The following is a 23,609-nucleotide window of genomic DNA, read 5'->3' on the forward strand; positions in this document are numbered from 1 at the left end:
CAAACGGACCACATGAATAACAAAACAGGAGATTTTTGTGACTCAGACTCGAAGCGCACTGCTTGAAGACGTAATGGCCATCACCCGTGAAGCGGGTGCTTTAATCATGAAGATCTACCGCTGCGACTTTGAGGTACGGGGCAAGCAGGATGCATCGCCCGTGACTGAAGCCGACGAAAAGGCCGAGCGCCTGATTCTTGAGCGTCTGGGCGCTTTGCAGTCGCAGTTTCCCGTCGTCTCCGAGGAGGCGGCTGCAGCGGGATATGTGCCTGAGATGGGGCAATGCTTCTGGCTGGTTGATCCTCTTGACGGGACCAAGGAATTCATCAACCGCAATGGCGAGTTCACAGTCAATATCGCGCTGATCGAAAATGGAACCCCTGTGCTGGGTGTCGTTTTCGCTCCAGCGCTGGATCGCATGTACGCGGGAGCCATGGGACTTGGCGCATTGCTGGAGGTGCAGGGAAAGCGCCAAGCCATCGAATGCAGAAGCATTCCGGAGGATGGCCTTGATGTGGTGGCCAGTCGTTCACACGGCGATGCCGATGCGCTTGATCAGTTTCTCAATGGGCGCTTGGTGCGGTCACTCAAAAGTGCAGGCTCATCGCTCAAGATTTGTCTGATCGCAGAGGGAGAGGCTGACCTCTATCCACGCTTGGGGCGCACCATGGAATGGGATATCGCTGCGGGTCATGCGGTGCTGGCCGCGGCAGGCGGCCAGATTCATGCGCTCAATGGAGATGTTCTGAGCTACGGCAAGCGAGATTTGAGTAACCCTCATTTTTATGCCTGCTCGGCAGATTACCGCTGATTTCAAGCTTTCGCACAGCATTGCCTCCCGCCCTGAATGCCCTGAGTGCGAGCACTCAAAACCTCTCTGTTCTCCGATAGATGAACTTCGCTGCGACGCTAATTCGAGCTTGCCTGCTTTGCGGGCTGCTGATGAGTGCAGCTTGTGCCGACAAGGCTGCGTCTCGCCAACCCGTCAAAATCGTTGTCGGATTCGAAGCCGGCGGTGCGATGGATACCTTGGCGCGCGCGTTTGCAACCCAGCTCTCAGCGCGATTGCAGCGTTCCGTCTATGTGGAAAACAGAGTGGGGGCAGGTGGAGCCATTGCCGCGAACTATGTTGCGAAATCCAGGCCTGATGGAAATACGTTGCTCTTGGCGTCGCCTGCCGAGATCTTCATCAATCCCATTTACACCAGAAGCCAGGGGTCGGGCGAAGTCGCTGACATGGTGCCGGTGGCCAAAATTTCCTCTGCTCCTATTGTTCTTGCCACGCGTAGCGACTCCGCAATACATCAACTGAGTGATATCGCAGCTGCAGCACAAAAAAATGCCTGCTGCCTGAGTTTCGCATCCTCAGGAATTGGCAGCTTGCAGCATTTGGTGGGAGAGAGCTTGGGCAAAGCCCTGGGTGTGGAGCTATTGCATGTTCCATACGGGGGAGCTGCTTCCGCAACTGCAAGCCTGATGAGCAATCAAGTGGACCTGCTCTTTGCGGGGCTTGCTCCCCTAGCCCCCCATCTGCAAAGCCAAAAGATGCACGCAGTGGGCATTGCATCGGCCCACAGGTCTAGGCGTTTCTCCGATATTCCTACGTTTCAGGAGAAGGGGCTCCAGGGCGTCAGCTTTGAATACTGGCAAGGAATCTTTCTTCCAAAGGGAGCGTCCTCCGAACTGGCTCTATTTCTATCCGCCGAGATCAACAACGTGATCAAAGACACGGGCTTTGTGGATCAACTAGAAAATACAGGCTTTGAGGTTGCATACAAGGACTACAAGCAATTCAAAGCATTTTTGCAAGCTGAAGATCAGAGCTACCGAAGCTTCTTTGAGAGAGACGGTTTTTTATATTGACCCCATGAATTCTTTTGGGGCTCAAACTTAACTAGATCATTGGATGTAGAAATCGTCGCGCAGGATCTGCTCTTGCTCAGTTTGAACGGCAGCATGGAGTCTGCTGTGCTTGTTCCAGAGCCCTGAAGGCGGACCTCAAGCAAATAATCGGGCTGGAACTGACATTCATGGTCTCCTGCTGGCCAGAAACCTGGCGTTGACGGTAGCTCGCGATGCGGACATGAGCAGCAACCATCGTTGCCAAGCTACGGCAGGGGGATTTCCGTCCTTTGAAGAATATCCGGCGATGGGACATGAGGCTTAAACGAATAAATGACGGGAAGTCGCTGATCAAGAAAGACATCAGAAGCAGCCGCGATCAGGGCCTCATTTGCCCGCGGGTTGTTTCGGACAAGCCATTGCGCTGCACATGCTGGACCAGAAAATCAAGAAATATCCGGGTCTTGAGAGGCAGATGTGTGCGGTGTGGGTAATAGGCATAAAAGCCAGGAAAGCTTGCCCAATAGGGTTTCAGCACTTCAATCAACTGGCCTGTTTTGAATGCGTCGGTCATGGATTCGCGCCAGCCGGTAATCACCCCGATGCCATCAAGGGCCGCGCGCATGGCCGTGTCGCTATGGTTGACTGTCAGTGGCCCGCTCACGGAGCGCTCGCTCAGTTTGCCGTCGATATTGAATTCCCACTTGTAGAGTGCGCCGCTGCTGCTCATGCGGTAGTTGATGCATAGGTGCTGCTCCAGCTCGTCGGGGTGCTCGGGTGTGCCGTGTGTCCTGAGGTAAGCAGGAGATGCACCGAAACACATGGTCAGATCCTGTGTGAGTGGCACGGCAACCATATCGCCCTCCAGCGACTCGCCATTGCGTATGCCGACGTCAAATCCTTCTCGCACGATGTCCACAAAGCCGTCGTCATAGACCAGCTCGACGTGAATGTGCGGATGCAGTGCAAAGAACTCGGCGAGCATGGGCTCGACGAGCACCTGGCCTGCAGGGTGAGAGATGGTGAGGCGCAGCGTGCCGCCTTCGACGCCAGCTTGGAGCTGAAGATCCTCGGTCGCTTCGCGCAGATTGGTGAGAGCCGGGGAAATGCGTTCCAGATAGATTCTTCCGGCTTCTGTCAGGTTGAGGCTGCGCGTTGTTCGATCGAACAGGCGTACATCCAGACGGGTTTCCAGCTTCTTGATCGTCTGGGACAGGGCGGCTGGCGTGACCCCGATGGCGTGGGCGGCGTAGGTCAGACTGCGATGCTGAGCTACCTGCTCAAAGGCAGCCAGATAGGCGAGTATTTCGGGCTTCATGTCCTCTATTTTTAAGTAAAACTTAATAACTTAAATAGTCTGCTTGACTTTTTCTTTTGCATTGCCTGGCGCACACTGCCTCTGCTTCACGCGCTGCCCAGGTGCCTGCAGCAGTCACCGTGTCGAAAAGCAAACAAGAAAGCCCCCCATGCCTGTCAAATTCACTCTCAACGGCAAGCCCGCATCGGCTGATGTGGATCCTTCAACGCCCATCCTCTGGACCCTGCGTGACACACTGGGTATGACAGGGACCAAATTCGGTTGCGGCATGGCCATGTGCGGGGCATGCACTGTGCATCTGAATGGCCAGGCCATCCGTTCTTGCATCACGCCCATATCGGCGGCGCAAGGGCAAAAAATCGACACCATCGAAGCGCAGGCCGCAGACAAGGTGGGAAAGGCTGTCGAGGATGCGTGGGTTCGCAACGATGTGGCGCAATGCGGCTATTGCCAAAGTGGGCAAATCATGAGTGCGACCGCGCTGCTCAAAAGCAATCGCCAGCCCAGCGATGCGGATATCGATGCAGCCATGGCGGGCAATATCTGCCGCTGCGGAACCTATACACGCATTCGTGCAGCCATCCACGATGCTGCCAAAAACCTGTCGGCCTAAAAGAAGGAGCACATCCCATGCCTATTCCCAACCATCTTTTTGCCGATCTGCCCAAAGGTCTGCGTGCGCTGGCGGCTGACTCCATAGATGCAGGCCTAAAGCTCGAGCGGCGCGATTTCCTCAAGCTGGCGACGGCCTCGGGTTTCGCGCTGGGTGTATTTCCCGCGGCTGTGTCGGCACAAGCGAAGGGTAACGAACAGGTTTCTACAAGCGCACTCAAGCCTTACCAGCAGCCATCGGCTTTTGTGAAGATTGACCGCGATGGAGCGGTGACTATCACCATCAACCGTCTGGAGTTCGGCCAAGGCGTGCAAACCGGCCTGCCCATGGTGCTGGCCGAAGAGCTGGACGCCGATTGGTCCAAGGTGCAGAGCGCGCACGGCAATGCCGATCCCGCATATCTGGATCCGGTCATGGGAATGCATCTCACGGGCGGCTCCACTGCCATCAAGAACTCGTATGTCCAGTATCGTGAACTGGGGGCGCGTACTCGCTCCATGCTGCTGGCCACGGCTGCCAAGCGCTGGAGTGTAGACCCGCAGTCCTTGCGCACTCAGGCAGGACAGGTGATCGGGCCTCGGGGCAAGAAGCTGGGCTACGGCGAGTTGGCGGATGAGGCCATGAAGATGCCTGTTCCGCAGCAGGTGAAGCTCAAGGACGCCAAAGACTTTCGCATCATCGGTCATGCCACGGGACGGCTCGATGCACGCGCCAAGTCCAGCGGCAGACAGTCATACGGCATCGACATGCATCTGCCGGGTATGTTGACCGCAGTTGTGGCGCATCCGCCGGTGTATGGAAGCAAGATTCAATCGGTGGACGATGCGGCAGCCAAAGCCATCAAGGGTGTGCGTGCAGTGCTTCGTGTGCCCAGCGTGTGGGGGGGCGAGCTGGTTGCGGTGCTGGCCGATGGTTACTGGCCAGCCAAGCAGGGTCGCGATGCCCTGAAAATCCAGTGGGACAGCGCAGCGGTTGGCAAAGTCGATTCGGCTCGGCAACTGGCGCAGTATCGTGAATTGGCCAAGAAGCCGGGCGCACTCAAGTTTGATGCCGATGTTTCGGCACTGAACGGTGCTGTTCACAAAATCAGTGCCGAATATGTCTTCCCCTACCTTGCCCATACGCCGATGGAGCCGCTGAACTGCACGGTGCGTGTGACAGGTGCAGGAAAGGATGCCAAGGTTGAGCTTTGGTTGGGCACACAGGCTCCGGGCTGGGAGGTTGCAACCGCTGCGCGCGTGCTTGGCGTGGCTCCTCAGAATGTTCGAGTCAATGTTCAGATGGCAGGGGGCGGTTTCGGCCGCCGCGCCAACCCGCGCAGTGACTACGTGGCCGAAGCCTGCGAGATTGCCAAGGCTGCCAGAACATCTGGTATTGAGGCACCGGTGCGCATGATCTGGAGTCGCGAGGACGATGTCAAAGGTGGCTATTACCGACCCATGCATGTGCATCGCGCCGAGATAGGTTTTGACGGTAAGGGAAAGGTGATCGCCTGGGATCATGTGATCGTAGGCCAGTCGCTTGCCAAAGGCACGGCGTTTGAAGGCTTCATGGTCAAGAACGGAGTGGACACCACGACGGTTGAAGGAATGAAAGAGCCGTACGACCTGCCGATGCGACTCTCGGTGCATCACCCCGAACTCAATGCGCCGGTTCTGTGGTGGCGCAGCGTGGGCTCCACACACACCGCTTATGTGATGGAGACCTTGATGGACGAAATCGCCCGAGTTGTAAAGCAGGATCCTGTCGCATACAGGCTGCAGCAGTTTGGCGACAGGCATCCGCGTCACAAGGCCGCGTTGCAACTGGCAGTCGAAAAGTCGGGCTACGGAAAGCGCCAACTGGCCGAAGGCAGAGCCTGGGGCGTGGCCGTGCATCAGTCTTTTGATTCGGTGGTTGCCTATGTGGTCGAGGCATCGATGAAGGACGGCACTCCCAAGCTGCATGCGGTTACAGCTGGCGTGCATTGCAATCTGGCGGTGAACCCTCGAAGTGTCGAGGCCCAGGTGCAGGGTGGTGCCTTGATGGGTCTCGGCATGTGCTTGCCTGGCGCGGCCATCACATTCAAGGATGGGCAAGTGGAGCAAGGTAATTTCAATGATTACACTGTGGCCCGCTTAACCGATATGCCCGCGATCACCGTGCATATCGTGCCGAGTGCCGATGCACCCACAGGTATGGGTGAGCCGGGTGTGCCGCCATTGGCCCCCGCTTTTGCCAACGCCATCGCCAAGCTGAGCGGTCATACACCACGCGAGCTGCCTTTCCCGAAAGCGTAAGAGCATGAGCTTGGATCGCTAGAAAAGCTCCTGCTGAGAAGATGTCAGAGTGACGAAATCCTCTCCGAGGGGGATCAAGATCGAGTCGGCAATCGGCTTGATCTGCTTCGCCAGATAGTGCTCGTAGTCGATGCGTGAGCGGCGGATTTCCAAAGGCTCAGGGCCATTCCTGGTCATGACGTATTGGATCCAGCCGCCGTTCTGGTACTGCCTGGGTCGCTCCACGCGATCGTTGTACTCATCGGCAATGCGGGCGGCACGGACCTGTGGTGGCACATTGGCCACGTAGGCATCCAGGCGATGTCGCAGGCGTTTGCGGTAGATGAGCAGATCATCCTTCTTGCCCGCCAGTGTCGAATGGGCGTACTCGATGACGAACTCGCGGTAAGGGGCACCTTGGAAGACGCGCGAGAGCAAGCCCTCCTGGAACTGCCGCGCCAGCGGTGTCCAGTCGCTTCGCGCCATTTCAAGGCCGCGGTAGATCATCGATTCGTTTCCGGCGGCGTCTACACTCAGGCCGGCATAGCGCTTCTTGCTGCCGACGTCCGAACCGCGGATGGTGGGCATGAAGAACTTCTTGTAATACGTGTCGAACTCGATCTCAAGAAAGCTCTTCAGGCCTTGCTCTTGCTGGAGGGTTTGAATCCACCACGCGTTGATGTCCCGGGCCAGCTTGGCTGCCACGGCATATGCCTCTTCGGTGCTATGGGGCCTCTTGAGCCAAATAAATATGGAGTCCGTGTCTCCATAAATAACCTCGTAACCGCGCTCTTCAACCAGATCCCTTGTGAGCTTCACCATTTCGTGGCCACGTAAGGTAATGGCTGAGATCAAATCCGGATTGAAGAATCTGCATTCTGACGCGCCTAGTACCCCTGCGAATGAGTTCATCACCAGCTTGAGCGCTTGCGACAGTGGTTCGTTCCTGGCGCGTTTGGCCTCATCTCGGGCCTGCCAGAGGGTAGTCACGATTTCCGGAAGACAGTGTTTCTCGCGAGAAAAGAGCGTGCCCCTTGGGCCTTTGATCAAGAGCTCGGAAGAGCTCGCATGTCGACCCTCTACCAAACCCACGGGGTCAACGAGGAAAGTGCGGATGATTGATGGATAGAGACTCTTGTAGTCCAGAACCACGACGGAGTCGTAGAAGCCAGGCTTGGAGTCCATGACGTAGCCACCGGGGGATGACTTTCCTTGAACATCGCCCACGTTGGGCGCGACATACCCCATGCGGTGCATGCGTGGCAAATAGTGATGGCTGAATGCAGCAATGGAGCCACCGAACTGGTCGAGCTGCAGGCCCGTGGTGTGGGCGCGCTCCATCGCAAACTGCAGCAGCTTCGCCTTTTCGAAGATTCGTAGAACCAGCTCGCAGTCGCGTATGTTGTAGGCTGCAAGAGCGGGCTTGTCTAGCTGGTAGCGCCGCTCGATTTCGGCCATCTTGTCGTATTCGTCTCCGATGTCCTTGCCTTCGCCCAGAAGCTCTTGCGCGACGTTCTCGAGGCTGAAGGACGGGAAGCTCCAGACCGCGGCCCTGAGCGCTTCAATCCCGTCAACGACAACTCGTCCTGGCATGGGAGCAAACAGATAGCCTTGTTTGCCGGGATGGGTTCGCCATGCAATGGGCTTGCGCTCACGCCCAAGGAGTAGCGGTGTTGCACATTCGTCTGCAGTTTTCTGCAGCACACGAAGGTCGAACTGAATGACATTCCATCCAATGATCACGTCCGGATCATTGCGTGCAAACCAATCGTTGAGCCTGTCAATCATGGCTTTGCGTGTTGTGCAATGAATCAGCTCGAAACCAGGCGTTCTTACGGGTTTGGCAGTAGGCTCACCCAGCATGAAAACGACGCGCTCCGCCATGCCGTCCAGTGCGATCGAATACAGATCTTGGTGCTGACTGGTCTCGATGTCCAATGACACGACCTTCAGAACCGGCCGGAAATCGGGCGCAGGAACAAGCTTGCAGTTCACCAGCGTCGCATGTTCTGTCCGCCCGCCTTGCAGCGTGACGCCCGCCGTGATGAAGCGCTCCATCAAGTAACGCTCATGTGGTCGAACATCAGCTTCAAGAAGGGGAATGCCTAGTTGCTGGAGAGTGCGTGCAAGTCGCCGTAATTGACGAAAACTCCTGGCATAGATACCCAAGACGGGCTCTTGCTGAAAACTCTTCAGTCCCAGTTCCCGCAATTCCGCTCCAGCCAGGGGCGGGAGTTGCGCTTCTACCGCTTCTCTGTGCCGGGCCTCGACGAAAGCCACAGATTTCTGAGCAGTCAGGAGAACCTTCAGGGGGCCGCTATCGGTAGCCAGCCAATACTCAAGCTCGACGCCCGCCGGTGTGTCTCGCCAATTGCGAGTAAGGATGAATCCCTGGCGTTCTGGAGATAGCACGAAAGATGAAGTCAAGCGAATGTGACCGTCTTGAGCCGGAGTTCAAGGCCCTGGCGGTATGTGATGACATGAGCTTGCAGAGCAAGCCACATGCTTCGAAAGAGGTGCCAATGAAATGATACCCAGCAATCATGATCGCGTTTTGCCAACAGAGCCATGTCAACAGCACTCCAGGCGTTCCGCGGATCCAAAGCGGATGGAGCGAATAGATGGAGTGACGCCAATGTTCCGTGAGGGCTGAAAGCCGTCATCAAGTTGTTGCCAGTCGATGGCTGCCCATATCGATAGCAGGCATTACGAGAGGCTTGGTCTGCAATTCCGAGCTGGCGTGAGAGTTATACGAGAGGCCGCGCAGTTCACACTCTCGCTGAAATGCTTAGCGTATGTATTGCATTGATCGGTTGAGCTTGCCAGCGGTTGCTATCTGTCTTAGTCGTCTCACGATCGAGTGCTCACGGTTGCACCGCAGTCTGAGCGTAGAGTTCAGCAGAGGCCAGTGTTTGAGTTTTCAGGCAATGTGCGAGGACGTATGGATCCTGAAGATGAAAAGGGAGGCGGGGGCGTTAAGCCAGATCATCTGACATGGCAATATGCATTTTCAGAGCTTCTATGAATTGAGTCTCGGCAAGCTGTCGATCTGCGCCTCGCCGCAGTGCGACGTACATGTTCAGATGAACGGCTGGTTCGGCCAGCATCGCAATGTTCAAGCCGTGCTGCCGACATTCCTCCATCATGAAGGAGGGTATGACCGCGTTGCCCAGACCCGCTTTCACCATGCCAATCATGGTGCCCAGGAAATTCATTTCTGCCCGCTCTTCCTGGCTTGCCTTGGCGTTGGGAAGGTGTTTGTCAATCAAGGCCTGAATCGGGTTGGAGATCGGCAGAGCAATCATGGGCAGGCCATCCAGAGATTTCCAGCTGCGGTTCTGGATATGTTTGCTGCGCCGCCTCTCTCCAGGGCTGATGCTCATGAGCCGGAATCGGCACACCGATTCTCTGAGCAGGCCTGCGGCAGGTTTCACGAAAAAGGCCATACCCATGTTGGCATGTCCTTCAAGAACCGCTTGCCGCACGGTATCGAGGCTGCCATCCATGACCTGGATCCGAACCTCGGGATGTTTGCGTGCAAATTCGGCCACAACTTTCGGCAATAGGCAGGTCGCGATCACAGGCGTGGCGGCAATGGTCAGGGTTGACCTAGAGGCCGAGGAACTGCCTTGCAAGGCCAGACCCAGTTGCCGCAGTTCCGTCACGACCCTCTCGGCATAGGGCTGCAGCAGTCTGCCAGCGTCGGTCAATGCCACTGCACGTGTGGTTCGCTCGAAGAGCCTGACTCCCAGCTGGCGCTCCAGCTCCTTGACCAGCATGCTGACTCCCGACGGAGACAGATGAATGCGCTCTGCCGCTGCAGCAAAGCTGCCGCACTTACATATCTCGAGAAACGCCTGCAGTTGACGACTTCCAACATTAATCAGCTTTACTGATGAATTCACCAAAAATTCCCGTTTGATTCAAATCAATGGACGCGGTGCAATTGCAGCACAAAACACAAGGAGACACCATGCTTATATCTTCAGCAGAAGGGTTGGCCTTCAGCCGCCGCAAGGCACTTCTTACCCTGGCGGCCGCAGCAGCTGCGGGTACCCCCGGGCTTTCGGCATTCGCGAATACGCAGGCTCCTGTGCGGCTGGTTGTGCCATTCACGCCAGGCACGGGCATCGATCTGATTGCCCGAGTCATCGGTCCCAAGCTCTCGGAGCGCTTTCAGCGCCCCTTCATCGTGGACAACAAGCCAGGGGCCTCGGGCAATATCGGTACTCTGGAGGTGGTCCGCTCCACTCCCGATGGAACGACTTTGCTTGTTACCGTGAACACATTGGTGATGAATACCGAGCTATACCCCAAGATGGGATATAGCCCGGTTCGCGATCTCATCGCCATCAGCCAGACCAGCGTAGGTCAATTGGTGCTGGTCACGGGCTCTCAATCCCGGATAACGGATCTGAAGGAGCTCATCAGCTATGCACAGAAAAATCCTGGCGTGCTGAACTATGGCTCGCCCGGTGCCGGAACCCCTCATCACCTGGCAACAGAGCTGCTCAAGAGCAAAGCCAGGATATCGCTCACACATGTCAGCTATCGCGGCACGGCCCCGGCCTTGACGGACTTGCTGGGCGGACAGATTGATCTGATGTTTCTCCCTATCCACGTTGCTTTGCAGCACATCAAGGCAGGCAAGCTTCGCGCGCTTGCGATCAGTTCAGACACGCCATCCCCGCTCCTGCCTCAGGCGCCCTCGCTGAGGAGCCTGAACCTGGGCGATATGAATGTGGACATGTGGTATGGCTTGCTGGGGCCCAAGGGCCTGCCTCCCGAGTTTGTGCGCAGCATCAACGAAGCCCTGAAGAGCATTCTTGCTCAGCCTGAAGTTGCCAAAGCATTCGAGTCTCAGGGCATGACGCCCCAGCACAGCACTCCCCAAGCCTTCCAGGCCTTGATCGAAGCCGATGCCAGGCGCTGGGGCAATCTCATCAAGACCCAGGGCATTACTGCCGAATAAGCCGACCATAACAAGAAGATCGAATGAATATGCAAGTCAATCTGACACAAGTTCCTGACAAGGATGCAGATGTAATCATCGTGGGCGGCGGCCCCGTGGGCATGGGGCTGGCGATAGAGCTGGGTCAGCGCGGCATCCGCTGTATCGTCGTGGAGCGCTACGCCAAGCTGCAACCGATTCCCAAGGGGCAGAACCTGACCCAGCGCACCATGGAGCATTTCCACGCCTGGGGTGCGGAAAAAGAACTTCGCGCAGCTCGTACCATTCCGCCCGAATACGGCATAGGAGGCCTGACGGCCTACAACACATTGCTGGGGTCTTATTCTTACGACTGGCTCCAGCGCGATCTCGTCAAGCCTTACTATTTCACGGCGAACGAGCGCCTGCCTCAGTACGCCACGGAAGCGGTTCTGCGGGATAGAGCCGCCGAGCTGCCATCTGTTGAGACCTTTTACGGCTGGAATTTCGATAGCTTGCAGCAGGACGACGAGGGCGTCAGCGTCACGGTATCCGAAAAGAATGGATCGGATAGCAAGACGCTGCGTGCAAGCTATGTCGTCGGCTGTGATGGAGCGCGCTCGGGCGTGCGCCTGCAAGCGGGCATCACCCAGACCAAGACCGACCATGATCGACTCATGGTACTGCTCGTATTCCGCTCACAAGGACTGCACAAGTTGCTTGAGCGCTTTCCCGGCAAGTCTTACTACAACGTGCTTCAGCCTGAACTCAAGGGCTACTGGAAATTCTTCGGCCGCGTCGATCTGGGCAATACCTGGTTCTTCCATGCGCCAGTGCCACCGGGAACCACGGCAGACAACTTCGACTTCCAGGCTTATCTGGAAGGTGCTGTCGGAGCATCTTTTGATGTCGAGTTCGAGCATATAGGCTTCTGGGATCTGCGCTTCATGCTTGCCGACAGCTATCGCTCAGGCCGGGTCTTTATCGCCGGGGATGCAGCGCACAGTCATCCACCCTATGGCGGCTATGGGGTGAACTCAGGCCTTGAAGATGCACGTAATCTCGGGTGGAAGCTGGCAGCCGTGCTGAAGGGCTGGGGCAGCGAAACACTGCTGGACTCCTATGACCAGGAGCGCCGTCCTGTATTCAGATCCACCATTGACGACTTTATTGCCAAGTCCATAGAGACCGATCACCAGTTTCTGGACAGCTTCGATCCAGAAAAGGATAGAAGTGCCTTTGAAGCAGCCTGGAGTCAGCGGGCAAATGGGGCCGCAGGTGAGGTTCATGCTTTCGAGCCCAACTATGAAGGCTCTCCAATTGTGCGCAGTGCTCGGGAGTCGGCCATCGGCAATTGCAGTGCCAAGGGCTCACACATATTCACCGCACGTGCCGGTCACCACCTGGCTCCAGCCGCGCTCGACGATGGCCGGAATGCATTCGAGCATTTGGGGGAGGGCTACACGCTGCTGGCAGCCGATATGCCTGCGCAAACGCTTGAGACGTTTCGATATGTTGCCGGCACCAGGCAGCTGCCTCTGACCATTGTTGAAACCGCAAAAACGGATGAGTTTGCGCGCTACGGGTCAGACTTGATACTGGTTCGTCCGGATGCATTTGTCGCTTGGACGAATAGCGAGAAATTCATATCGAACGAGGATGTGGAAAATCTGCTCAAGGCAGTCATCTGAAAGATCGAGAACAGCTCGATGCTCCCTCGCTTGAGTCGAGCCTGGGCTTGGGCGAGGGGCAGCCTTGGCTACCAAGACTGGCTTCCCGGTAGCAGGCGGCAGCGCAATCATGGCTGCCGGCTTGCAATACGCTCGGAAGTGCCCGGCTAGAGCGGGCAGGGTTCAGACAATCAGCGCGCGAGTCAACAAATCCACTCCAGCCAGGAAGTCGCCGATGTCCATGGCTTCATGCGGATTGTGCGAGCCATTTTCGTTGCGAATGAAGACCATGGCCGATGGCACGCCTGCATTGGCGAACACTGCTGCATCATGGCCGGCACCGCTTGCCATGCGCTCCAGTTTCATACCTTGCTCAGCGGCTGCTTCCAGACGGTTCAGCCAGCTTGCATCCATGGTGGCCGGTTCCGTGAACAGGCGCTCGTCGAACTCGAAACGCACGCCGCGGGCGCGCTCTATGGCCTGACACTCTTCGCGCATCAGGGTGTAGAAGCGCTCCAGCGTCTGGGTGTCCTGGCTGCGCACCTCGAAGCTGAATGCCACTTCGCCGGGAATGACGGAAACGGCATGCGATTGCGCCGAGGTGGAGCAAATGCCCGTGGTCATCACCATGTCCATGCCCATCTGCAGCAGCACGCGCCAGTGTTCGTCCATGCGCGACAGCAGCTCGGCAACCGCCAGCAATGCATCCTTGCGCAGCCAGCGCGGCACGGCGCCCGAGTGGCCGGTTTCGCCGATGCAGCGGATCAGGTTGTGACGGACGTTGCCGCGGATGCCTGTGACCAGGGCCACGGGCCAGCCGCGATTGACCATGACCGGCCCCTGCTCGATATGCAGTTCCAGATAGGCAGATATATTCGCGAGATCCAGCAGCGGCTCGGCGCGTTGAATGGCGTCGATATCGGCGCCGCAGCGCGACATGGCTTGGCTCAACACGCCTGCGCCATCGCGGTGAGGGCGTTTCAATGTGGCGGCGGGCAGCTTGCCCAGCAAGGACAGAGAGCCGAGGTAGGCCTTTCCATACCAAGCGCTTTCCTCGCCGCGCAGGGCAAGAACGCGCAGTGGCGGAGCCTGTTCGTGGCGACCGCGCAGCTGCAGCAGCATCAGCATGCCGGCGACAATGCCTGCCAGTCCGTCGAAGTTGCCGCCCTGCGGCACGGAATCGGCATGAGAGCCAACCACGACGTAGGGTTCCGTCCGGTTTTCCTCTGGCAGACTCAACCACAGGTTGCCGGCTCGATCCCATTCATGGTTCAGGCCCAGATCTTCGGCCCGCTCCTCAAGTATGCGCAGCGCAGCAGTCTCGCCTTCGCCGTAGCTTTCGCGAGTGACGCCAAGGCCGTCGCGGGTGGCATCGCGAATTTCAGAGAGCAGGGCTTGCGCGAGTGCGCTGGTATCCGTCATGGTGTTGCAGGCCATCATGCTCCGCTACCTCCGTGTCGGATGGACCAGTCCACGGGCGAGGCCGAGAAGTCCGCCAGCGTGGCCTTTTGCTCGGCACTGAGCTGTCCGCTCGCAAGCAGCGCTTCATGCAGCTGATTCCAGGTCGCCAGAGCATGCAGGGACAAGGCGTGATCGGCCAGGGTGCCTGCTTGGGGGGCATAGAGCGCATAGTCGAGCAGAACCAGCACGTCCTCGACCACGGGACCGGCGCGGCGCAGGGCGGCAACCGTCCCGGCCTTGGAGCGACCGTCTGTGGTGACGTCATCCACCAGCAGGACCTTGGCATCGGCAGGCAGGCGGCCTTCGAGCTGGGCTGTGATGTCCCAGCCGACAGGACGCTTGCGCAGATAGAGCATGGGCAGCTCAAGTCGCTCGGCCAGCCATGCCGCAAAGGCAATACCCGAGCTTTCGGTTCCCACGATGGCATTGATGCCGCGGGCTGCAACCAGTGGCCGCATGCAGCGGGCTGCGATGTCCATGATTTCGCTGCGCAGAGCGACATCGGACATCAGGACCTGGGCATCCACATAGACCGGGCTGGCCCAGCCCGAGGTGTAGATGAACGGTTGATGCGAAGCAATGCGTACAGCACCGAGGCCGACCAGGGCCCGGGCAACGCGTGGCGCGTCGGAAGCGGATAGAAGCATGAGCGTGTGTGTTGGCAAAGTGGGCATGTTAAGTAGGCAGGCTTGCGGCAAGAAGTGGCTAAAATTCCTCGAGCCGTTCCAAAACGTGATGGCTTGAGCTGCGCGTCTGGGTGTTGACCGCTGCGTCTTGTTTGAAATCCCTGGCTGCGCTTCCGTGCGCCTGCTTGTCATCGCCCCATGTCCGACTTCACTTCGCCGCGCAGCTTTCTGCGCCAGATAGACCTTTCATCGCTGGATCTGTTCGTGCTGATCTGCGAACACGGCAGTATTGCGCGAGCGGCCGAGCAGGGCGGCATGGTCGCCTCGGCGGTCAGCAAGCGTGTTGCCGAACTGGAATCCCTGGCCCGCACTCCCTTGCTGCTGCGCCATGCCCGCGGGGTGCGCCCGACCCCTGCCGGAGAGTTGCTGCTCGCGCATGCGCGCACGATTCTTCTGGGTGTCGAACACCTGCGTGACGACCTTGGCGAATATGCGCGGGGCGTACGTGGGCTGGTGCGCCTCAGTGCCAATGCCTCTGCCGTGGAGCAGTTCTTGCCCGAGGATATTGCTGTCTTCGTGAAGCATCATCCCGATATCCGCATCGATCTGCGTCAGGCAACCAGTCGCTCGGTAGCGCGTGCCGTGCGCGATCACATGGCTGATCTGGGGGTCTGCAGTCCAAGCGACGAAGTCGAGGGCCTGGAGTCCATGCCGTACCGGCATGAACGCATGGTATTGATCATGCCCAATGACCACGCTCTGGCCCATCATCAGGAACTGGCCTATGAAGAAGCACTGGACTATGCCCAGATCGGTTTGCGCGACAGCAGCATCGTTCAGGAGGTGCTCAATCAGGAAGCCCGCGCCGGCCGACGAATGCTGCGCCAGCGCATCGAGGTCGACAGCCTGAGTGCCATGTGCCGAATGATCGAATGCGGGCTGGGTGTAGGCGTCATGCCCGAAGGCGCATACCAGAGACTGGGCGAGGCTCGTGCTCTGCATGCGGTGCCGTTGACCGATGCCTGGGCAGAGCGCAGCCTCAAGCTGTATGCCAATAGCTTTGCCGACCTGCCTGCGCCGGCCAGACATTTTGCACAGGCACTGATGCCGAAGGAGTGAGGCAGGGCGGGTTTCATGAAGCGCTAGGGGCGCTGCTTGCCGTCTGCAAATCCACGGACAAGTGGCGCAGGCTGCCTGCACGGTCCAGGGGCCTTGGTTGCTGGGGGCCTCCCGATCGGATCGCAGCCAGATCTCAGCTATTTTTTGCAGCCCACAGATGCTGCGCCCACATGCCAGCCAGCATGGCGGCGACAAACAGCCAGACCTGCGGTGTAAGGGTCGCCAGATTCATCAGCGCAGGGCCGGGGCAAAAACCTGCCAGTCCCCAGCCTATGCCAAACAGGGCTGAGCCTGTCAGCAGCTTGCGATCAATGACGGTGCTGGCCGGTAGTTGCATGGGCTCGCCCAACAAAGCGGTCTTGCGGCGCTTGGCCCAGGTGAAGGCAATCAAGCCTACGGCGATGGCTCCGCCCATGACGAAGCCCAGCGAAGGATCCCATCGACCGAAAAAATCCAGAAAGTTCTGCACCTTGGCGGGGTTGCCCATACCCGAAAGAATCAGACCCAGGCCAAACACCAGTCCGCAGAGCAAGGCAGCAATATTGATGATCATCATGTTCTCCTTGCTGACTCAAGCAATGACATGGCGCATCACGAACACGGTGATGGCGCCTGTGGCGATAAAGGTTGCCGTAGCGGCCAAAGAGCGCGGCGACAGGCGTGACAGACCGCACACGCCGTGGCCGCTGGTGCAGCCCGAGCTCATACGTGTGCCGAAGCCCACCAGCAGGCCGGCGGCGATGATGATTGCTGGGCTGGAAGGCAGCTGCATGGCTGGCAGCGGGGCAAACAGCGACCAGACCAACGGCGCGGCAATCATGCCCAGGATGAATGCCAGGCGCCAGCCCCACTGCCTGACAGAGGACCAGGTCGGCAACTGCAGCAATGCCCCGGCAATGCCGCTGATGCCCGCCACGCGACCCAGCAAGGCAATGAGCAGGGCAGCGGACAGACCGATCAGCAGGCCGCCGACCAGAGATGTCCAGGGCGTGAATTCACTCCATAAGATGTTCATGCTGTCTCTCCTGGTTGGCAGAACAATTGATACAAGGTTTGCATCAGCTGCAGGGCGCGGGCATCGGCCAACTGATACCAGATGAACTTGCCTTCGCGGCGGGTGGTGACCAGACCCTCGCGCCGCAAAATGCCCAATTGCTGGGACAAGGTAGGCTGGGACACGCCTGTCAGTTGCTCCAACTCGCCCACGGTGCGCTCCTGCAGGGAGAGCTGGCACAGCAGCAGCAGTCGGTCTTCATTGCCCAGTAGCTTGAGCATGACCACAGCTTCGCCTGCATGGGTTCGCATGGCATGCAGATCCAGCGTGGCCTGTGCTTCGTCAAAGGTTGATGAGCTCACTGTTTCACTTTCAAAATATTTTCATATATTATATAAAAAAGTAAATTAATTGGTGTGCTTCGGTGTTTCGGGTACATCGTTTTAGGAGTCACCATGTCCGCCAATGTGATGCATATCGAGCCGTTTTTTGATGCGGCTACCGGTACCGTGAGCTATGTTCTGGCCGATACGATCAGTGGTCAGGCCGCAGTGATTGACCCGGTGCTGGATTTCGAGCCCAAATCCGGCACCCTGAGCAGCCGCTCCGCGGACAAGCTGATTGACTATGTGCGAGCCAATGGCTGGCAGCTGCAATGGATTCTGGAAACTCACGCTCATGCGGATCATCTCTCCGCGGCCCAGCATATTCGTCACCATCTGGGCGGCAAGGTGGCGATCGGTGTCCATATCCGCGATGTGCAGGCCGTGTTTCGCAAGATCTATCACTTCGAGCGCAGCTTCTTGCCTGACGGCAGCCAGTTCGACCATCTGGTGCAGGATGGCGAACGCCTGCCTCTGGGTCAGTTGGAGTTGCTGGCCATGCATGTGCCCGGCCATACTCCGGCCGATATGGCCTACCGTGTGGAGGATGCCGTGTTTGTGGGCGATACCTTGTTCATGCCCGATGTGGGCACGGCACGTGCCGACTTTCCCGGCGGCGATGCGGCGACGCTCTATCGTTCGATTCGGCGTATCCTGGAACTACCTGGGCAGACCCGCATTTGGGTCTGCCACGACTACCCGCCGGCTGGTCGCAAGCCGCAATGGCAGACCACGGTACAGGCCCAGCGCGACAGCAACATCCATGTGCATGATGGCGTCAGCGAGGCGGAGTTTGTGCAGATGCGCACTGCACGCGACGCTACGCTGGATATGCCCACGCTGATTCTGCCTTCGGTGCAGGTCAATGTGCGTGCCGGCAAGCTGCCGCCTGCACAGGACGATGGCCGTACCTATATTCAGCTGCCCATCAATGCCTTTGCCAAGAATGGGCAGCTTCCGCAGGGTCTGCAGCAGTGATTAACGCGCTGTGCTGCCCTGACTGGCGCTTGCCGCGCGTGCGCTGTTCAGCTCATTGAGCTTGAGCTGCAGGCGCACCATGTGCTCGGCATAAACCAGTACTTCCTGCGTGGGCAGAGGCTTGGCAACACGCGCGGAATAGACCTTCAGTGCGCCTTGAGCCACCTCGGGGTCATCGCTGTCTGCATACCAGGCCCAGTCGGCCAGATGGGAGGCCAGCTCCGGATTGCTGTCTGCCAGCGCCACAGCACGCTGAATCACCGGCCTGGCACCGCCGGCTAGCTGCACGATTTCTTTGGCCTCATTGGCCAGGGGTGCCGGGCGCCAGTGCGATGGAATATCGTCCCACCAGCCACTGTACTCGCTGACTACCATGCGGCCGATGTCCTTGGCCGAGACATAGAGCTCGCGCGCATCGCTTCGCCGGGCCAGCTCTGGCGGCAGTGTGATTTTGTCAATCACCAGATCGCGGCGCTCGCCGCTGTTGAGGCCAGCCACCACTTGCCTGGAGATGCTATCCAGCATCTGGGCCTGGGCGGGCAGTCGGTCCTGAATTTCCTCGGGCTTGGTGATGGCCGGGCCATGCGCAGGCAGCAGTAGCTCGGGTTTGAGTGCTGCCATGTCGCGCAGGGCCTGGGCCCACTCCTCGGGGTAGCGCTGGCGGCGCTTGCCGTTGCCAGCATTGGGCAGAAAGCCCTGGAAGTAATCCGCGCTGGCCACGATCTTGCGGCCTGGCACGGCAACCCAGATCTGGTCTTCGGTCTCGCCGCGGGCATGGGTCAGCACAAAATCTTCGCCGCCAATTTTGAGTGTGATCTTGTCCCTGAACGTCTGGGTGGGCCGAACTGCATCTGCCCAGGTGCGGGGCACATCGGCCACGCTTTGCTGGTTATTGCGCGCAATCAGACCGTTGCTGCGCATGTCCAGCTCCATCTGAGTGATGAAGCGCTGCTCGGTCACTACACGCGGTTTCTGGTCCATCAGCGCCCAGGCGCCAAAGGCATGGTCGGCATGAAAGTGCGTGAGGATGACGGTGTGCAACGGCTTGCTGCTCAGCTTCTTCAGCGTTTCGGCCAAGGCCGGGCCCGCAGGTGCGTAGCCGCTATCGACCAAGACCAGGCCTTCGTCGGTCTCGAAGACCACTACATTGACGATGGGAAAACGCAGCAGCCAGGTGCGTGAAGCCACGGCCTCGACTTTGAGCTTGGCTCGGGCATCTGCAATGGCGTTCTGGTCGGTTCGGCTGTACATGCTGTTGGCCACTGCATACGACAGCTCAGTACCAAAGCCCCCTCCTTCCGTGATGGACTTGACCATTTGCGGATTGGCCTTGAAAACCTGGGCGCGGGCAGCAAGCACAGCGGGGCTTTTCGCTCCCGAACCTCCGCGATCATCTTGATCGTGGGCGTTGGCCATGCCGAACTGGCTCAGTGCCAGGGCCGTGACAAAAGCGTATCGGGAGATCTGAGGTATTTTTTTCATGTGTGCCATCACTGCATTCATTGGGGGCTGATTAGCTGAACGGGCTCCAGAATCCACGAAGGATCCAGAACCTCGGGCCAGGGCTGATAGGCGCGGGCCATCAGATAGAACAGATTCTTCTCGGGCGTGGGCAGCCAGTTGGCACGCTTGTCAGGGCCCGGCTCCGTGGGCTGCAACCAGATGTCGAGGCTGCCGTCGGCGTTGAACTTCATGCCCTTGGTGCGGTCGCCAATGGAGTAGCGGTTGATGGGGTTTTCCACCATGTACTGCCCCCCGGTTGCGAATTCATAAAGAGAGATAGACCAGAATGCATCGGCGGGCAGGCGACCTTGAGGCAGATGCAGGCGGTAAGCCTGTCCTTTGCCGAGAGCCTGATTGTTGGCGTCCACACTGGCAGCGAAATAGGTGGCCTCTGCGGCCTCCAGGCCCAGGATGCCGCCCGACATGGCTGCCGACTGAGCACGCATGGCGTAGTTTGTGCCAAAGCCATCCGGCAGGCGAAAAGGGGTCCAGCCGTTTCTGCGTCCAGGGTCAGCTGTCTTGCGGTCGGCATTCAGGCGATTCTTGAGTTCGTTTTTCTCGATCTCGGGTGCCAGGCTCAGCCAGCGCTGCTGCACGGCCTCGGGCAGCTTGTCCCAGCTGCAGGCCTTGCCGCAGATGCCCACGCTGGCAAAGCGCTGCAGCAGTGCTTGTTCCGTACCGGGCGGTGGGTTGCGTGCCAGGGCCTCATTGCTCACATCGACAAAGCGGCTCCAGTCCTGGGCTAGCGGCTTGATCTTCGGACTCTCTTCGTGAGTCTTGAGCACAGGCTCCATGCGAAACCCATCCTGTACTGCATGGGCGGTCTTGAGGTCATCTTCACCGGTAACCAGCACGCGCAGATTCAGATAGACATCACGTGTAGGCGCGCGCACGATCTGGTCGACCTGCGGAATCTTGCCGCTCCAGCGGGGGCCGACCAGGGCGACCTTGCGTGACTTGGTGCCCCCAATGCGCCTGCCCACGTAGGAGAAGGTATTGAGGTCTGCGCCAATCATGGCAATCACGTAATAGCGGCCATGGGTTTCCGGCAGAGACAGCACCAGTGGAGATTTCTCCAGATCCAGCCAGGAGGTGGAGTAGAAGGTGTCTCGAATCGGGCCGTTGGCCCAGCGGTCCTTGGGCGTGGCCAGGTGGCGCGAGTGGCGGAAGTGGTTGAGCGTGGTGGCGGTGGCAGAGTCCTTGACCTCCAGGGCTTCATGCCGCATTTTCATGAATTCCTGATAGGGGTAGGCATAGAGCATGGCCTCGCGGATCAGGCTGTCCAGAGCCTGGTCGTCGGTGGCTGCGGCCGACTGGGCATGGGCCATGCCCAGGCAAAGGCCCAATGCAGCAGCCGCCATGGCGCGCAGCCCGGCGCGATTCAACTTTGACATGTGATTGAAATGGTGTTGTTGTGGTGATGACCGGGGCCGGTGGCCTTTTCCATCCCGGCCCGGTTCTTTCTGAGGCGAGCACCGCATACAGCGCGTGCTGGCGGCTCATGGGGGAACAAGCCACTCAGGTGCCGGCGTTGCGCGTGGCTTCAGGGGTGAACATGGAGGGGTTCATGTCTCCCTTGTTGAGCACGGGGCCCTTGGGGCGCTCCTGGAACAGGTTGTAGGCCACATAGCCGCCGCCGACCAGGTCGTGGTAGAAGGCCGTGCCTGCATGCCAGGCGTTGGAGTCGAACGCGTAGTAGTAATTGATGAGGCCTTGCTGCCACAGATTGCCGCGTGTATCGTAGAAGTCGCTCATCACGGCGTGGCCGGTGTCTTCGTCAAGGAAAAGCACGCGCTTGCCGTAGAGATGGCGGTAGCCTTCCTTGAGCGTGGCTTCGAGCACCCAGACGCGGCGCAGTTCGTAGCGCATGTACTCGGGGTTGGCATGGCCGGGCTTGAGCAGGTCGGCGTACTTCACGGTATTGGCGTGAATCTTGTACGCGTTGGCGGGAATGTAGATTTCCTTCTTGCCCAGATTCTTCCAGTTGTAGCGCTCGGGCGAGCCATTGAAGAGACGGTCGGAATCAATCGTCATCTTGGCACCCACACCGCCACCCATGGGCTGGTCAAAACCATACTCGGGGATCTGGCGTACCCGGCGTGTGCCCGGGTCATAGCTCCAGCCCAGGCGCTTGTCCTTGCCGAAGTTGACCGGCTCACGGCTGACGCTGACCCCGCCTTTTTCGCGCTCGGGCAGCTTGACCGCATTCATGCCCTGGGCCATGGTGCCTTCCAGCGGCTTGCCTGCTTGCTCGGGGGAGTTCAGCAAGCTCATGCTGCGGTTGTCGGCTCGGCCGAAGACGGTGGAGCCGTCCTGCATCACGTAGGCGTTGTCACGCAGTGTGTGTTCGGTGAACGAGCGCAGCGGAAACAGGTTGTTGAAGGCCAGTTCCATGCCAGTCTTGGGGAAGGGGAACGGTATGGCACCCTTGACCGCGTTGTCGGCACCCATTCCGTCTGCGCTGATCACGGCGTTCTGCGCATTGGCTTTGGCCGAGGCGCAAGCAAAGTCCGGATAGCGGAAGTCACGATGGCCCGGATACACGGGAATGCTGAAGGTCTTGGGGTAGCGCGCAAACATGGCCTTCTGGCCTTCGGTCAGATTGGCGGCGTACTTGGCGACATTCTCGGCTGTGATGGAGAACAGGGGCTTTTCATTGGCATAGGGGTCCACCGGGTGCTGACCCGCATGCGGCGTGTACTGAATTCCAGGTGGTGTTCCCAGCCATTTGCCCGTGTATTCGGGCACGCCGCTGGCGGTGCCGGCCTTTTCGGCGCCGATACAGGTCAAGGACTTGCCCAGCTTTTCAATTTCTTCGGGGCTGCCTTTGGCGGCGGCTGCACCAGCCATGACGCTGGTCATGGTCAGCGCGATCAGGGCGCGGTAGCTCACGTTGCTTTCCATCACGAATCCTCAAAGATGTATGTGTGCAGCATTTGCACTATCGATCTGCCCGCGAATCGGGCCAAGGTCTAGTCCAAGACAGCTAGTCGCTGACTTGGCGCCTGTCGATGAATTCAATGTTCAAGCGAGCTTTGCGGCTCACCATCACTCGTTTGGACTAGCCCGTAAGGCCTAGCGAAGTCACCTCAGAGACAGACTGCTGCTCCAGCCTCGCGCTGACTGGATCAGGCAAGGGAAAACCTGTGGTATCCGACCTCGGGAAAACCAAGGTGAAAATGCGTTTGAGGGAGGTCCGGCGTGATGCTTTTGAAAGCGAAAGGCCATCATGGGCCGGGCAGCGTAGGCCGCAAGGACTACCGGTGTCTGAAGGACCAGGTGGTGAAGTGCCTGCTTTGTTGCCGGGCGTTGCCCTTGCTTGGCTCAGCTGCCGGGCATGCCAAACAGGTCATGGGCATCCAGCAGGGCCCAGGCAATCTCGGGCCTGCGCTCCAGCCCCTTGCGGATCGCGGCGGGGATGCTCTGACGCGTTTTGCGGCATAGACCGGGCATATCTCCGAGATCGATCTGGATGCCGCGCATGGTGCGCACCTCGTTGTTGCCGGGAGTGATGCGTATTTCCAGGCCCAAGAGCGCGTGAATGCGCTGCTGCATATGCTCGAGATCGACCAGGCTGCTGATGCTCTCCAGGCGCTGCAGCAGCTTTTTCTCCTCTTCGCGCGTGAGCCGCAGAATGCGCAGATCCGCATCCGGCGTGCCAAGCAGTTGCTCACGTCGGCAGTCGCAGGCGCCGGGCGGGCATTCAACACGGATGGGCAGGGAAGGCGGCTGCATAGGGCGGCAGAGAAAACCAGAGGCAGATGCAAGCATGCTAAGGCCTGCAGTGCCGCGCCGCCAGTGGGGACAGGCCCGGGCAAGACCTGCGTTTGATGGCTTGCTGGGGGCGCCATAAGTGAATTCACTTGTCCCAGTTGCTCTCAGGTTTGCCTAGACTCAGGCATTATTGAGGGTTA

General features: G+C 58.8%; 20 protein-coding genes. 8 read left to right on the plus strand and 12 right to left on the minus strand.

All coding sequences use genetic code 11. From position 1 onward, the window contains the following. Positions 1–37 precede the first annotated feature (37 nt). On the plus strand, positions 38–811 hold the full coding sequence (gene cysQ / locus EIC84_RS02635; protein ID WP_034363263.1) for a 3'(2'),5'-bisphosphate nucleotidase CysQ: 774 nt from the start codon (positions 38–40) through the stop codon (positions 809–811). A gap of 80 nt (positions 812–891) precedes the next feature. Next, positions 892–1,863, plus strand: a complete 972-nt coding sequence (locus EIC84_RS02640) for a tripartite tricarboxylate transporter substrate binding protein (RefSeq protein WP_003070127.1) — start codon at positions 892–894, stop codon at positions 1,861–1,863. 358 nt (positions 1,864–2,221) lie between these two features. Here the strand turns inward: EIC84_RS02640 and EIC84_RS02645 are convergent, their stop codons facing one another. After that, positions 2,222–3,160 (minus strand): LysR family transcriptional regulator, encoded by a 939-nt coding sequence (locus tag EIC84_RS02645; RefSeq protein ID WP_003070123.1) that lies wholly within the window; start codon positions 3,158–3,160, stop codon positions 2,222–2,224. A gap of 148 nt (positions 3,161–3,308) precedes the next feature. Here EIC84_RS02645 and EIC84_RS02650 point away from each other — a divergent pair, with 148 nt between their 5' ends. Beyond that, the gene (locus EIC84_RS02650) at positions 3,309–3,773 is read left to right on the plus strand and encodes a (2Fe-2S)-binding protein (RefSeq protein WP_003070120.1); all 465 of its coding nucleotides are present in this window, start codon (positions 3,309–3,311) and stop codon (positions 3,771–3,773) included. A gap of 17 nt (positions 3,774–3,790) precedes the next feature. Further along, complete coding sequence (locus EIC84_RS02655) at positions 3,791–6,052, plus strand: xanthine dehydrogenase family protein molybdopterin-binding subunit (protein WP_003070117.1); 2,262 nt, start codon at positions 3,791–3,793, stop codon at positions 6,050–6,052. 18 nt (positions 6,053–6,070) lie between these two features. Here EIC84_RS02655 and EIC84_RS02660 read toward each other — a convergent pair whose 3' ends face one another. Together EIC84_RS02660 and EIC84_RS02665 are read right to left on the minus strand one after the other, a co-directional pair. After that, positions 6,071–8,458 (minus strand): DNA polymerase II, encoded by a 2,388-nt coding sequence (locus EIC84_RS02660; protein WP_370456484.1) that lies wholly within the window; start codon positions 8,456–8,458, stop codon positions 6,071–6,073. 548 nt (positions 8,459–9,006) lie between these two features. Then, positions 9,007–9,936, minus strand: coding sequence for a LysR family transcriptional regulator (locus EIC84_RS02665; RefSeq protein ID WP_237704517.1), 930 nt, complete (start codon positions 9,934–9,936; stop codon positions 9,007–9,009). Positions 9,937–10,004: 68 nt separating this feature from the next. Between EIC84_RS02665 and EIC84_RS02670 the strand changes: the two genes are divergently transcribed. Together EIC84_RS02670 and EIC84_RS02675 are read left to right on the plus strand one after the other, a co-directional pair. Continuing rightward, complete coding sequence (locus tag EIC84_RS02670; protein ID WP_050789015.1) at positions 10,005–11,003, plus strand: tripartite tricarboxylate transporter substrate binding protein; 999 nt, start codon at positions 10,005–10,007, stop codon at positions 11,001–11,003. A 23-nt stretch (positions 11,004–11,026) separates the two neighbouring features. Continuing rightward, positions 11,027–12,652: an FAD-dependent monooxygenase gene (locus EIC84_RS02675; protein WP_003070099.1), complete on the plus strand. Its 1,626-nt coding sequence runs from the start codon at positions 11,027–11,029 to the stop codon at positions 12,650–12,652. A gap of 162 nt (positions 12,653–12,814) precedes the next feature. On the opposite strand, the gene EIC84_RS02680 is transcribed toward EIC84_RS02675, so the two are convergent. Further along, on the minus strand, positions 12,815–14,071 hold the full coding sequence (locus EIC84_RS02680) for a hydantoinase/carbamoylase family amidase (RefSeq protein ID WP_003070096.1): 1,257 nt from the start codon (positions 14,069–14,071) through the stop codon (positions 12,815–12,817). Beyond that, positions 14,068–14,739, minus strand: coding sequence for an orotate phosphoribosyltransferase (locus EIC84_RS02685; protein ID WP_003070093.1), 672 nt, complete (start codon positions 14,737–14,739; stop codon positions 14,068–14,070). The genes EIC84_RS02680 and EIC84_RS02685 overlap by 4 nt, the downstream gene beginning before the upstream one ends. Positions 14,740–14,916: 177 nt before the next feature. Between EIC84_RS02685 and EIC84_RS02690 the strand changes: the two genes are divergently transcribed. Then, positions 14,917–15,837, plus strand: a complete 921-nt coding sequence (locus EIC84_RS02690; RefSeq protein WP_003070090.1) for a LysR family transcriptional regulator — start codon at positions 14,917–14,919, stop codon at positions 15,835–15,837. A gap of 133 nt (positions 15,838–15,970) precedes the next feature. Here EIC84_RS02690 and EIC84_RS02695 read toward each other — a convergent pair whose 3' ends face one another. Genes EIC84_RS02695 through EIC84_RS02705 form a run of 3 tightly spaced genes read right to left on the minus strand, consistent with a single transcriptional unit; the run spans position 15,971 to position 17,193 of the window. Beyond that, positions 15,971–16,390, minus strand: coding sequence for a YeeE/YedE family protein (locus EIC84_RS02695; protein WP_003070086.1), 420 nt, complete (start codon positions 16,388–16,390; stop codon positions 15,971–15,973). A gap of 18 nt (positions 16,391–16,408) precedes the next feature. After that, positions 16,409–16,852, minus strand: coding sequence for a YeeE/YedE family protein (locus EIC84_RS02700; RefSeq protein ID WP_003070083.1), 444 nt, complete (start codon positions 16,850–16,852; stop codon positions 16,409–16,411). Beyond that, positions 16,849–17,193 carry a helix-turn-helix transcriptional regulator gene (locus EIC84_RS02705; protein ID WP_003070079.1) on the minus strand — a complete coding sequence of 115 codons (345 nt, stop codon included), beginning with the start codon at positions 17,191–17,193 and terminating at the stop codon, positions 16,849–16,851. The genes EIC84_RS02700 and EIC84_RS02705 overlap by 4 nt, the downstream gene beginning before the upstream one ends. A 93-nt stretch (positions 17,194–17,286) precedes the next feature. Here EIC84_RS02705 and EIC84_RS02710 point away from each other — a divergent pair, with 93 nt between their 5' ends. Then, complete coding sequence (locus EIC84_RS02710) at positions 17,287–18,192, plus strand: MBL fold metallo-hydrolase (RefSeq protein ID WP_003070075.1); 906 nt, start codon at positions 17,287–17,289, stop codon at positions 18,190–18,192. Here the strand turns inward: EIC84_RS02710 and EIC84_RS02715 are convergent, their stop codons facing one another. The 4 genes from EIC84_RS02715 to EIC84_RS02730 all read right to left on the minus strand — a co-directional run bounded on the left by EIC84_RS02715 (position 18,193) and on the right by EIC84_RS02730 (position 23,430). Next, positions 18,193–19,674 (minus strand): MBL fold metallo-hydrolase, encoded by a 1,482-nt coding sequence (locus tag EIC84_RS02715; protein WP_240701968.1) that lies wholly within the window; start codon positions 19,672–19,674, stop codon positions 18,193–18,195. It lies immediately after the preceding gene. A gap of 17 nt (positions 19,675–19,691) precedes the next feature. Then, positions 19,692–21,089, minus strand: a complete 1,398-nt coding sequence (locus EIC84_RS02720; protein WP_003070069.1) for a DUF1254 domain-containing protein — start codon at positions 21,087–21,089, stop codon at positions 19,692–19,694. Between the two features lie 124 nt (positions 21,090–21,213). Continuing rightward, positions 21,214–22,599, minus strand: coding sequence for a DUF1329 domain-containing protein (locus EIC84_RS02725; protein ID WP_003070065.1), 1,386 nt, complete (start codon positions 22,597–22,599; stop codon positions 21,214–21,216). 420 nt (positions 22,600–23,019) lie between these two features. Continuing rightward, the gene (locus EIC84_RS02730) at positions 23,020–23,430 is read right to left on the minus strand and encodes a hypothetical protein (protein WP_034363257.1); all 411 of its coding nucleotides are present in this window, start codon (positions 23,428–23,430) and stop codon (positions 23,020–23,022) included. Positions 23,431–23,609 lie beyond the last annotated feature (179 nt).

It is taken from the genome of Comamonas sp. A23 (assembly GCF_004522605.1).
Lineage (GTDB): Bacteria > Pseudomonadota > Gammaproteobacteria > Burkholderiales > Burkholderiaceae_C > Comamonas > Comamonas thiooxydans.

Coding starts and splice junctions, on each gene's coding strand:
- EIC84_RS02725 (WP_003070065.1), bottom strand. CDS start 22,599: ATGGAAAGCAACGTGAGCTACCGCGCCCTGATCGCGCTGACCATGACC.
- EIC84_RS02675 (WP_003070099.1), top strand. CDS start 11,027: ATGAATATGCAAGTCAATCTGACACAAGTTCCTGACAAGGATGCAGAT.
- EIC84_RS02655 (WP_003070117.1), top strand. CDS start 3,791: ATGCCTATTCCCAACCATCTTTTTGCCGATCTGCCCAAAGGTCTGCGT.
- EIC84_RS02645 (WP_003070123.1), bottom strand. CDS start 3,160: ATGAAGCCCGAAATACTCGCCTATCTGGCTGCCTTTGAGCAGGTAGCT.
- EIC84_RS02720 (WP_003070069.1), bottom strand. CDS start 21,089: ATGTCAAAGTTGAATCGCGCCGGGCTGCGCGCCATGGCGGCTGCTGCA.
- EIC84_RS02700 (WP_003070083.1), bottom strand. CDS start 16,852: ATGAACATCTTATGGAGTGAATTCACGCCCTGGACATCTCTGGTCGGC.
- EIC84_RS02710 (WP_003070075.1), top strand. CDS start 17,287: ATGTCCGCCAATGTGATGCATATCGAGCCGTTTTTTGATGCGGCTACC.
- EIC84_RS02650 (WP_003070120.1), top strand. CDS start 3,309: ATGCCTGTCAAATTCACTCTCAACGGCAAGCCCGCATCGGCTGATGTG.
- EIC84_RS02685 (WP_003070093.1), bottom strand. CDS start 14,739: ATGCTTCTATCCGCTTCCGACGCGCCACGCGTTGCCCGGGCCCTGGTC.
- EIC84_RS02670 (WP_050789015.1), top strand. CDS start 10,005: ATGCTTATATCTTCAGCAGAAGGGTTGGCCTTCAGCCGCCGCAAGGCA.
- EIC84_RS02640 (WP_003070127.1), top strand. CDS start 892: ATGAACTTCGCTGCGACGCTAATTCGAGCTTGCCTGCTTTGCGGGCTG.
- EIC84_RS02680 (WP_003070096.1), bottom strand. CDS start 14,071: ATGATGGCCTGCAACACCATGACGGATACCAGCGCACTCGCGCAAGCC.
- EIC84_RS02690 (WP_003070090.1), top strand. CDS start 14,917: ATGTCCGACTTCACTTCGCCGCGCAGCTTTCTGCGCCAGATAGACCTT.
- EIC84_RS02730 (WP_034363257.1), bottom strand. CDS start 23,430: ATGCAGCCGCCTTCCCTGCCCATCCGTGTTGAATGCCCGCCCGGCGCC.
- EIC84_RS02695 (WP_003070086.1), bottom strand. CDS start 16,390: ATGATCATCAATATTGCTGCCTTGCTCTGCGGACTGGTGTTTGGCCTG.
- EIC84_RS02715 (WP_240701968.1), bottom strand. CDS start 19,674: ATGAAAAAAATACCTCAGATCTCCCGATACGCTTTTGTCACGGCCCTG.